The organism is Vreelandella arctica (assembly GCF_037070215.1).
GTDB lineage: Bacteria > Pseudomonadota > Gammaproteobacteria > Pseudomonadales > Halomonadaceae > Vreelandella > Vreelandella arctica.
Genome location: NZ_JBANSN010000091.1, coordinates 1 through 1,131 on the forward strand (window position 1 = coordinate 1; position 1,131 = coordinate 1,131).

The 1,131-nt window shown below is 40.0% G+C and carries 2 protein-coding genes; both read right to left on the reverse strand.

Annotation, left to right across the window (positions count from 1 at the left end; all coding sequences use genetic code 11):
• Positions 1-116: 116 nt before the first annotated feature.
• A complete protein-coding gene (locus V8L70_RS22790; protein ID WP_336270707.1) occupies positions 117-872 on the reverse strand; it encodes a TnsD family Tn7-like transposition protein in 756 nt (251 codons plus the stop codon).
• A gap of 74 nt (positions 873-946) precedes the next feature.
• The coding region (locus tag V8L70_RS22795; RefSeq protein ID WP_336270708.1) for a hypothetical protein at positions 947-1,131 on the reverse strand (185 nt) is incomplete at its 5' end.

The following is a 1,131-nucleotide window of genomic DNA, read 5'->3' on the forward strand; positions in this document are numbered from 1 at the left end:
TCAGCACGGTGGGTTTTGGCAATAACGGGCTTGCGAAAGCCAACTTGCACGGGGCGAAGGATCAAAAAGTGCTCGCTGGCGGTGATAGGGAAAGTGTCGGCGCCGGCTTCACGGATTCAGGGAATATCTTTTTTGATAATAATATCAACTGACTGATAGATCGTTTTGGCACTAAGGCCAGCTTTTTTATATAGCTCATAGCTATTCACTTCACCACGCTTAGCCGTAATCATACAAGATAAATGGTATGCTAAGCGCCGTGCCTGATACTCTTCAACTGTTTCTGCATATTTTATAAAAAAAAGTCGACACAGAGGCATTTTTTCGACTTTTAACGAGTAAAAGGACTTTACTTTCAGTTGCTGACAGTACCATGACATAGACCTTCGTCGACCATCTAACCTCTGCCAGATGGAGCGTTCCATATCAATTAAGTACCTTACAACACTTCTATCTCGCTTTTTCCAGTCAACATTTCTAAAGCATTCCTTATTAATTTTTTGCACGGGTTTATTCTTTTCGAGCCATGAAAAATCATATCTATATAACCAAGAATAAAATCGCCTACCATTTTTATCATTCCTTATATCACACAAATATTCGTATTTCTTTAAGCAGCTAATCCATTCCTTACGATACTCTATTCTCTTCTCATCATTGTTAGAATACTTTATCTTTTTAGTTTTATTAGTAGATTCGCTGTATTGCAACACTTTCTTAAGCTCATCATGGAGAATTATTTCAAGTGAGTCACCCCGCACTCCTAGCCAACAAGAAAAGTGTTGCAAGTATGAAAAAGAACTTTTGTGCTTTCTGAATATTTTAATTATCCAGTCAGAACCATGATCCGTTGAAAGACCATGGTGACGCATCCAATCGTTACCCCAATAAGAATGTATACGGCGATCAGTTATTTTATGATTAACCCCTCTATGAGATAGCAACGCTAGCCGTTTAGATTCAATATTGTAATAGCGGCTCCATTGATCAAATGATATAGATGAATAACTCCTGAATCCGTGAGACCGGCCCTCGGAAGCACTTCTAACCCACTGACCTGCATGGCAATATAGCCATTATCGCCATTCACCCAGACAGTGCCATGCCCAACATAAAGTTCCGCGCCAGTCG

Coding starts and splice junctions, on each gene's coding strand:
- V8L70_RS22790 (WP_336270707.1), bottom strand. CDS start 872: ATGCGTCACCATGGTCTTTCAACGGATCATGGTTCTGACTGGATAATT.